Source organism: Lacinutrix sp. (genome assembly GCF_023299985.1).
Lineage (GTDB): Bacteria > Bacteroidota > Bacteroidia > Flavobacteriales > Flavobacteriaceae > Lacinutrix.
This window is the reverse complement of the sequence record NZ_JALZVX010000195.1, coordinates 1-8,504: the sequence shown is the minus strand read 5'-3', so window position 1 is coordinate 8,504 and position 8,504 is coordinate 1. Positions and strand designations below refer to the sequence as shown.

The 8,504-nt window shown below is 28.7% G+C and carries 9 protein-coding genes; 5 read left to right on the top strand and 4 right to left on the bottom strand.

The window, feature by feature from the left end:
* Positions 1–24 precede the first annotated feature (24 nt).
* Both Q0C58_RS10560 and Q0C58_RS10555 read right to left on the bottom strand, forming a co-directional pair.
* Positions 25–222, bottom strand: a complete 198-nt coding sequence (locus Q0C58_RS10560) for a hypothetical protein (RefSeq protein WP_290701137.1) — start codon at positions 220–222, stop codon at positions 25–27.
* A gap of 282 nt (positions 223–504) precedes the next feature.
* The gene (locus tag Q0C58_RS10555) at positions 505–960 is read right to left on the bottom strand and encodes a DUF4442 domain-containing protein (RefSeq protein ID WP_290701133.1); all 456 of its coding nucleotides are present in this window, start codon (positions 958–960) and stop codon (positions 505–507) included.
* 142 nt (positions 961–1,102) lie between these two features.
* On the opposite strand from Q0C58_RS10555, the gene Q0C58_RS10550 reads away from it, so the two are divergent.
* The 5 genes from Q0C58_RS10550 to Q0C58_RS10530 all read left to right on the top strand — a co-directional run bounded on the left by Q0C58_RS10550 (position 1,103) and on the right by Q0C58_RS10530 (position 5,437).
* Positions 1,103–1,549, top strand: a complete 447-nt coding sequence (locus tag Q0C58_RS10550) for a DUF4870 domain-containing protein (RefSeq protein ID WP_290701131.1) — start codon at positions 1,103–1,105, stop codon at positions 1,547–1,549.
* Between the two features lie 12 nt (positions 1,550–1,561).
* Positions 1,562–2,110 (top strand): hypothetical protein, encoded by a 549-nt coding sequence (locus tag Q0C58_RS10545; RefSeq protein ID WP_290701128.1) that lies wholly within the window; start codon positions 1,562–1,564, stop codon positions 2,108–2,110.
* A gap of 63 nt (positions 2,111–2,173) precedes the next feature.
* Positions 2,174–2,515 carry a PadR family transcriptional regulator gene (locus Q0C58_RS10540; protein WP_290701125.1) on the top strand — a complete coding sequence of 114 codons (342 nt, stop codon included), beginning with the start codon at positions 2,174–2,176 and terminating at the stop codon, positions 2,513–2,515.
* Positions 2,512–4,377: a PspC domain-containing protein gene (locus Q0C58_RS10535; protein WP_290701123.1), complete on the top strand. Its 1,866-nt coding sequence runs from the start codon at positions 2,512–2,514 to the stop codon at positions 4,375–4,377. Before Q0C58_RS10540 ends, Q0C58_RS10535 begins: the two co-directional genes overlap by 4 nt.
* Before the next feature lie 229 nt (positions 4,378–4,606).
* The gene (locus Q0C58_RS10530) at positions 4,607–5,437 is read left to right on the top strand and encodes a DUF2807 domain-containing protein (protein ID WP_290701121.1); all 831 of its coding nucleotides are present in this window, start codon (positions 4,607–4,609) and stop codon (positions 5,435–5,437) included.
* Positions 5,438–5,451: 14 nt separating this feature from the next.
* On the opposite strand, the gene Q0C58_RS10525 is transcribed toward Q0C58_RS10530, so the two are convergent.
* Together Q0C58_RS10525 and Q0C58_RS10520 are read right to left on the bottom strand one after the other, a co-directional pair.
* Positions 5,452–7,656, bottom strand: coding sequence for an ATP-binding protein (locus Q0C58_RS10525; RefSeq protein WP_290701120.1), 2,205 nt, complete (start codon positions 7,654–7,656; stop codon positions 5,452–5,454).
* A gap of 158 nt (positions 7,657–7,814) precedes the next feature.
* Positions 7,815–8,504, bottom strand: a 690-nt coding sequence (locus Q0C58_RS10520) for an FAD-dependent oxidoreductase (RefSeq protein WP_290701118.1), incomplete at its 5' end; no start/stop codon positions are given.

Sequence of the window (8,504 nt, the reverse complement as noted above, 5' to 3'; positions counted from 1 at the left end):
AGCGACTTTAAAGTCGCTTTTAATTTATGCTTTTAAATAAATTAAACATTTATTTAAGTCTGGATTTTTATTTACTAAAGATTCTATATAAATTTTAATTTCTTCAATTTCGTAAGGTAATAGTCGTTGAAGTGCTTTTTCTACTTCTTTACAAAACAAATTGACATCAAAACTAACTTTATTGAGTATGGTTTTAGTGTACTCGAACATTGCTCTTGACATAATATGTATTTTAAGTTTGGTTAAAAAAGTAACTTTTATTTATAGGCTAATGGTTTTTAATTTCTACTAAATATAATAAAAAAACAAACCTAAAGATCAATTTATTAATTATTTAACAGTTAAAATATTCACAATTAACAGTTTTAAGACCTATTATCTTTATCTAAAAATAGACCAAAATCTAATAAAACTATGACTAATTTAACGTTAAAAAGTAAAATTAGACTTAAGAAGTTAAAATTTTATAAATAGTCTTCTTTAAATAAAAACATTACAATTATTCTAACTTTTTACTCTAACAGACCATTCAAAATTAAAAGTAGACACTACTACTCCTTCTTTATTTGTACCCAAAGCTTGCATCCAAAAAGTTTGACCTTCTCCTGTGTCTATAGATTTACTTAAAGCTTTATCTATTAAATGTCCATCTTTACATGCAAACATAATACGTCCAGTTGCTTTTTTAGTAAAGCTTGCGTTATTATTAGTCACTAACATAGATACTTTCTTGCCAGAATTTCTAATTTTACCAAGTACTAAAGCGCCTGTTGCTAATTCTGCAGCCATACCTTGCACAGCCCAAAACATAGATTTAAATGGATTTTGATTTATCCAACGGTGTTTTACACTAACAGTGCAAGAAGTATTGTCTATGCTTTTTACACGTACTCCAGTAAAGAACACAGCAGGAAGTTTAAAAAAGTTAAAAGTATTTATGTTACTTGGTGTTAGCTTCATTTTATTTTATGATTTTCTCAAAATTATTGAAAATAATCCATACTTCAATATGTTAAAAATATGTTAATTTTTAGTACTATGCGTAACATACTACCTTTTTAAAGACATATATTTGTATAAGCAACTATTATATACTTTTAATATGCACGAAAAAAACCACACCAATATTGCCACTTTTATACATTTATCTACCTTTTCAAGGTTTATTGTTCCTTTTGGAAATTTTTTAGGGCCATTAGTATTATGGATAATAAATAAAGATAAATCTCAATTTATAGATAAAAATGGAAAGCAAGTACTAAATTTTCAAATAAGTATTTTAATCTATTCTTTAATTATTGGGCTAATAACAATACCGTTTTTTGCCTTCAGTATATTTAATAGTTTCGATTTTATAGATTTTAATTTTTTCGATAATATTCGTTTTAATATAAACAAAGTTTCACCTCTATTTTACATTGGAGGTTCAATAGGCTTTTTAGCTGTAGTTGGTTTTATTCTTGAAATTGTTTTTATAGTTAAAGCAAGTTTAAAAGCTAGAAATGGAGAAATTTACGATTATCCATTTACTATTACGTTTTTAAAATAATATAAAAAACTAATGAACAACCAAACTAAATATAAAATCAACCTAAAATACACTGCTATTTGTAATATAGCTGTATTACTAACTTTCTTTTTTCACGAAGGCGCTCATTTTATTATGGGAGAGATTTTGGGCTATGATATGTGGATGAATTTAAACTCTGCTAACATAGCAAATGGCGGAAACTATAGTAATGAATGGGAAAACCAACTAGTAAGTGCTGCAGGTCCATTATTTACAATAGCACAAGCAATATTATTTTTTATAATCATTAATAAAAGCACAAAATTAAATTGGTATCCATTTTTATTTGTTACTGCACTAATGCGCTCTTTTGCTGCAGTAATAAGTGCTACTATAATGGCTAATGATGAAGCTAGAGTAAGCGAATGGTTAGGTATTGGAAAAATGACATTACCAATTATAGTTAGCGTCTTTTTAATAGGGTTACTAATTAAAACAAGCAGAAAACAAAAAATATCATGGAAATTTAACTTAATCACTTTTCTTTTGATAAGCATAAACATTATTGCTTTAGTATACATAAATCAATATTATTTATAAAAAAATTCATCAATAAATCAATCAAAAAATGAACAGTTTAACAACATTAAATCGCATGACAACATGAAGATAGAAAACACAAAAGCACAAATGCGCAAAGGTGTTTTAGAGTATTGTATTTTATCTGTTTTAAAAGATAAGGATGCTTACGTTGCCGAAATTTTGGGCACATTAAAAGACGCCAAATTGCTTGTAGTAGAAGGTACAATTTATCCATTACTTACACGACTTAAAAACGCAGGACTTCTAAGTTATCGTTGGGAAGAAAGCACCTCTGGACCACCAAGAAAATATTATGGGCTAACAGAAACCGGACAATTATTTTTAAAAGAACTAACCACCACTTGGGACGAATTACAAGCCGCAGTTAATATTGTAACACCCTCAAAAACAACAAAAAAATGAATAAGACAGTAAACATAAATTTAGCAGGTATATTTTTTCATATAGATGAAGATGCATACCTTAAGTTACAGCGCTATCTTGAGTCTATAAAACGTTCATTTACAGACTCTCAAGGTCGATCTGAAATAATTGCAGATATAGAGGCACGTATTGCAGAATTATTTACAGAACGTATATTAAACGATAAACAAGTTATTGGAAATAAAGAAGTTGAAGCCATTATTACCATTATGGGTCAACCAGAAGACTACCTTGTGGACGATGAAATATTTGAAGACGAACCACAACAAATAAACTACACTAAAGGCAGATCTAAAAAACTTTTTAGAGACACAGAAACCTCTTATGTAGGTGGTGTATCGTCTGGATTGTCTCACTACTTTGGTATAGATGCTATTTGGATTAGAATTATGTGGTTAATATTAATACTTGGTTTTGGTACTGGAGTATTAATTTACATTCTACTTTGGATACTGGTTCCAGAAGCCAAAACAACTTCAGAAAAAATATTAATGACTGGAGAAAATGTGACGATTACTAACATCGAAAAAAAAATTCGTGATGGGTTTGATAGTGTTTCAGAAAGCGTAGGACCAAATATTATTAAAGCAGGAGATAAACTAAAAGAAGGCTTTGAAAATGCAAGCGATAGCATTTCAAACTCGGTAAAAAATATAGATGTTAATAAACAGACTAATAGAATAAAGTCAAGCTCACAAACGTTTTTCGATACTATTGCTAATATTTTTATGTTTATTTTAAAAATGTTCGCAAAATTTATTGGGCTAATTCTAATGTTTACAGGTGCTGTAGGAGCAATTGCTATATCAGTAGCATTATTTATTACTTCTTTTGGAAATCATGAAGCAGTTAATATTAGTCCAGACTTTCTAGAATTAGCAAATACAACTGGTACTCCTTATTGGATTGTAGCTTTACTTGGCTTTTTTGCTTTAGTAATACCTTTTCTTTTACTCTTTTATTTAGGGCTTAAAATTCTAGTTACTAATTTAAAATCTATAGGTAATGTTGCAAAATTCACTTTACTAGGTATATGGATATTATCCATTATAGGTTTATCCATTATTGGTGTTAGACAAGGCTTATCTTACAAAGAGAAGGCACAAGTTGTTAAAACCGAACAACTTTTTAATATAAAAGCTAATGATACTTTAACACTATTAATGCATGCAAACGATTATTATGCAGAGAACTTTAAAAGACGTTTTGATAATTATGAAACTGGATTTGCAGAAAATGGTGATAAAGTAATTTACTCTCAAGGTATTCGCTTAATAATAAAGTCTACTAAAGATAGTGTTGCAAAAATAAGAACTGTACGTAGTGCTAGAGGTAATAACTATAATACGGCTAGAGATAGAGCAGATAATATTAATTACAACTACACCTTAGAAGGTAAATTACTTAAATTGGATAATCACTTTTTAATCCCTAATAATAGTAAACAAAGAGATCAAAGAGTTGAAGTGACTCTGTATTTACCAGAAGGTAGTTTTTTAATTGCAGATAAAAACACTTATAACTACCATAGTAACGACTCCTATCGCTATAACGATATTTTAGAGCATGGTATGGAAGATCGCTATTTAGAAGTAAAAAATAATGCGTTAGTTTGTAACGATTGTCCTGATAAAGATAATAATGACGACAATTTTGAAATAGACGTAAACATTAATAATGATGGCGCAAAACTTAAAATAAACTCTAATGGTGTTGAAGCAACAACTAATGCTAATTCTATTCAAATTAACGAAGATGGTGTACAAAGCAAAACCGATAATGTTGAAGTAAAAATAGACGAAGATGGAATTAAAATAACTTCAAATAAGAAGAAAAAATAATAAATAACCAACTTGTATTGAATTTACTTCAATATTAAAAAAACTAAAATTATGATAACCATAGCCAAGTTTATAATTACATTAATTATAAAAGTAGTAATATAAGAATTCAATTAAAAATCAACCAACATTTAACCATCCCAAACTTTTAAAAAAGTTTGGGATGGTTTTTGTTATATATTTACTGAACAATTAATTATAAGATTTTCCGCTTTCTCGGAATATAGATATGAAAACAAAACTACACTTACTTATCCTTACCTTAATAATAACATTTTCTGGATTTTCGCAAAGCTCAGAAAAAATAAAAGGCAGCAGAAACGTTACTACTCAAATTACAGAAATAGATGCTTTTAATCGCCTAGTAATTGGTGACGATTTTAAAATTAATATAAAACAAGGCGAATTAACTTCTGTGCAAGTAGATACAGACGATAATTTACACGACGTTATAGAGTTTAATGTGCTTGAAGGCAGTTTAAGTTTTAAAACAAATAAAAGAATTTCTTCTAGTAAAAAAATGGAAATTACTATTGTATATATAGACTCTTTAAATATTATAGAATTAAAAGAAGATGCAGAACTTACAGCTTTAAGTACAATTAAAGCAAAAGACCTAATTTTAAGAACTAAAGAATCTACTAAAGTTTTTTTAACCGTTGAGGCTGAAAATTTTCAATACATAGGAGCAGGAAAAACCAAAGCAGAATTAAATATTACTTCAAAATCAACAATTTTAGATTTAAGCGACAATACATCTATTGAAGCTTTAATAAATTCTAAAACTATCTCTATAGACATGCTGCAACGCGCTAATGCAAGACTTGAAGGAGATACAGATGAATTAACAGTAAATATAGATAACTCTTCTACTTTAAAAGCTGAAAAATTGACAACTAAAACTTGTAATTTAATTGCTCAAGGGAGAGCAGACTCACATATAGAAGCAACAAAAGATTTTATAATTGAAGCCTCTGGAACTACTGAGACTTACATTTACAATAGCCCAAAAATTGAATTGAAAAAATTTGAAGACGAAGCTGTTTTAAGGAAGAAATAATTCTAATTTTTATTTTATTTTTTTCCTGATAAGGCTAAAAAAAGCTTATCAATCTCCAAGGGCTTCCAAAGTATTGCTTCAAATAATTTTGAATTCTTTTTATCATTATTAGTCAAAACATCTGCTGTAACAGCAAATACTGGTGTGTTTTTATTTTTGTTGGGAGTTGTTTTAATAAGTCTTGTAGCCTCTAAACCATTCATTATTGGCATATGAACATCCATAAGAATAAAATCAAATCTATTTTTCTTTGCAGCCTCTAAAGCCTCTTTACCATCTTTTACATGATGAGATTTAATGTTCCATTTCGACAATACTTTTTGTATTAGTACTGCATTTAAAAGCGTGTCTTCTGCTATTAATACTTTCTTATTTTTAAGTGCTTCAAAATTATTAATTTCAATAATTTCCTTTTTTTCTATTCTCTTTAGTTTAATCGTAAAATAAAATTCTGAGCCTTTATTTAAAGTACTATTTACTTGAATAATTCCACCATAAAGTAACACTAACTTTTTAACAATAGCCAATCCTAAACCAGTTCCACCTTGCACTCTAGTTGTAATTGGTTTTATTTGAGAAAAACTATCGAAAATAATATTAATGTTTTTTTTAGAAATACCTTCACCACTGTCCTTTACACTAAACCTAATCTTATCGTGTGTTTTGTCTTTATCTACTAATTCTGTTAAAAAAACTATGCTACCAGTAGTTGTAAACTTAATAGCATTACTAATTAAATTACCCAAAATTTGAGCCATCTTTGGCTGGTCTATTAGATAATATTGTTTCTTTAAGATACGATTATCTAAAATTAAATCTATGTTTTTATGCTTTGCAGCATTAACATATAAGTTTATTATATTAGAGCATAATGCATCAAAGTTTACGTTACTGTATTCAATAACCGATTTATTAGAATCTAATTTAGTAAAATCTAATATTTCGTTAACAATAGTTATGAGGTTGTTTGAAGCAAATTGTAAACTTCCAAATAATTTTCTATCCTCTCCTTGTATTCTGTCCTTTAACAAAGAGACTATAGTTGTTATAGCATTTAGAGGTGTTCTAATTTCATGACTCATGATAGATAAAAAATCTTGTTTTTGCTTTAGAGTCTTTTTTTTGTCTCTATTTTTTTTATCAATTGCTTTTTGTTTCTCTTTTTGAATAGAGGTTTCACTTTCTAAGGCACTCATTTTATTAATCAATTCATAATTATCAATAACTCTTAGGGTCTGCGTGGTCATTGTAATTTCTTTCTCTTTTAAATAATGTTCTAAGAAAAGTAGCGCTTCTATAGTTTTATTTGCTGATTTATTGGTTAGATATAACAAATGATAGTTTTTAATTTTTATCATTGATATATTATACTTTAAAGTAAGTTTTAGACTTTCCTGTAACTTTTCTTCTGCTTGATTAAGATCTCCCATTTCAAGATACAATTTACCTAACTTACTAAGCGCCATAGAGCTTCCCATCTGTTCTTTGAATTCTTTATGAATACTTAACGCTTCATTTAAATCAGTTTCTGCTTTTTTAAAATCTCTAGCTTGAATATAGACTTTAGCGCGACCATAAATTGCAAAACCATAACCTCTTCTATCTCCACTTTTTAGCTTTAAATTAATAGAATGCGTAATCATTTTCATAGCCATTCCACTCTTGCCTTTCTTTAATACTAAACCAGAGAGGTTATTTAAAACGTTAGATTCTAAATTAATGTTATCAATTTTTCTTGCATTTTTTATAGCACTCTTATAAGTTTTAAAAGCATTATCTGGGTCTCCAATATATTCGTAGATTGTACCTACTGCCTTTTCTACCTTAGATAGGTTTGCTATATCTTCATGCTTTTTATAAATAACTAAAGCCTCTAACAAGTAAACCAGACCATTATGGTAATCATAAGATTTATACAAAACACTCCCAATGTTATATTTAGCTCCTGCAATTCCTATATCATCGTTTATCGATTCAAAATATTTTATAGCTCTATTAGAATACGCGTTAGATTTTTCAAAATCACTAGTAATCATGTGATACAACGACAACTGATTTAAACTTTTACCACAAAGCGAGTTGTTTTTAATAGATGTACTAATAGTAAGTGCTTGATCTGCTAGCGCAATACTTTTATGTATATTATTTATACGTAAAGCATAAGCCTGTTTTAGGAGTAAATTTGCCTGCTCGACTTCAGAAAGATCATCAAGTTTCATAAAGGGATACAATTCGCTTAGTTTTGAGACTAAGTATTGAACCAACAAAATACTTATTTTTTTTATATAATGAAAGTAATTTTTGTTTTTGAAAAGAAAAAAACCAAAGCAATGCTTTGGTTTTTGTGATTTAAAAGTATCAAATTAAAATTTCTAGCTTAATTATAACTAGGTGTGCTCACCTCAAAAGTAGAATCTTTAGCTGCTAAATAACGTTCTGCATCCAAAGCTGCCATACAACCAGTTCCTGCTGCTGTAACAGCTTGTCTATAGACATGATCTGCTGCATCACCACTTACAAAAACACCATCAATATTAGTTTTAGATGTTCCTGGTTTTGCATTTATAATGTATCCTGTTTCATCAAGATCTAAGAAACCTTTAAAGATATCTGTATTTGGTTTGTGACCAATAGCTACAAAAAATCCAGTTGAAGGAATATCTGTCACTTCATTTGTTTGATTGTTTTTTACACGAACACCAGTAACTACTTGTCCATCACCAAGAACCTCCTCAGTTTCAGTATTAAATAGTATCTCTATATTTTCTGTATTTTTAACTCTTGCAGCCATAATTTTAGATGCTCTAAACTCATCGCGTCTCACTAACATAGTCACTTTAGTACATAATTTTGAAAGATAATGTGCTTCCTCACAAGCACTATCTCCTGCTCCAACAATCACTACTTCATGATTCCTGTAGAAAAAACCGTCACAAACTGCACATGCCGATACACCTCCACCAAGTTTTAAATACTTCTGTTCAGAATCTAAACCTAAATATTTAGCAGAAGCACCTGTAGATATTATTACTGTATCACAGTGTATTTCTTTTTCTTCATTTACCCA

Excerpts from the sequence above, each read along its gene's own strand:
- Q0C58_RS10560 (WP_290701137.1), bottom strand. The coding sequence starts at position 222 with ATGTCAAGAGCAATGTTCGAGTACACTAAAACCATACTCAATAAAGTT.
- Q0C58_RS10555 (WP_290701133.1), bottom strand. The coding sequence starts at position 960 with ATGAAGCTAACACCAAGTAACATAAATACTTTTAACTTTTTTAAACTT.
- Q0C58_RS10550 (WP_290701131.1), top strand. The coding sequence starts at position 1,103 with ATGCACGAAAAAAACCACACCAATATTGCCACTTTTATACATTTATCT.
- Q0C58_RS10545 (WP_290701128.1), top strand. The coding sequence starts at position 1,562 with ATGAACAACCAAACTAAATATAAAATCAACCTAAAATACACTGCTATT.
- Q0C58_RS10540 (WP_290701125.1), top strand. The coding sequence starts at position 2,174 with ATGAAGATAGAAAACACAAAAGCACAAATGCGCAAAGGTGTTTTAGAG.
- Q0C58_RS10535 (WP_290701123.1), top strand. The coding sequence starts at position 2,512 with ATGAATAAGACAGTAAACATAAATTTAGCAGGTATATTTTTTCATATA.
- Q0C58_RS10530 (WP_290701121.1), top strand. The coding sequence starts at position 4,607 with ATGAAAACAAAACTACACTTACTTATCCTTACCTTAATAATAACATTT.
- Q0C58_RS10525 (WP_290701120.1), bottom strand. The coding sequence starts at position 7,656 with ATGAAACTTGATGATCTTTCTGAAGTCGAGCAGGCAAATTTACTCCTA.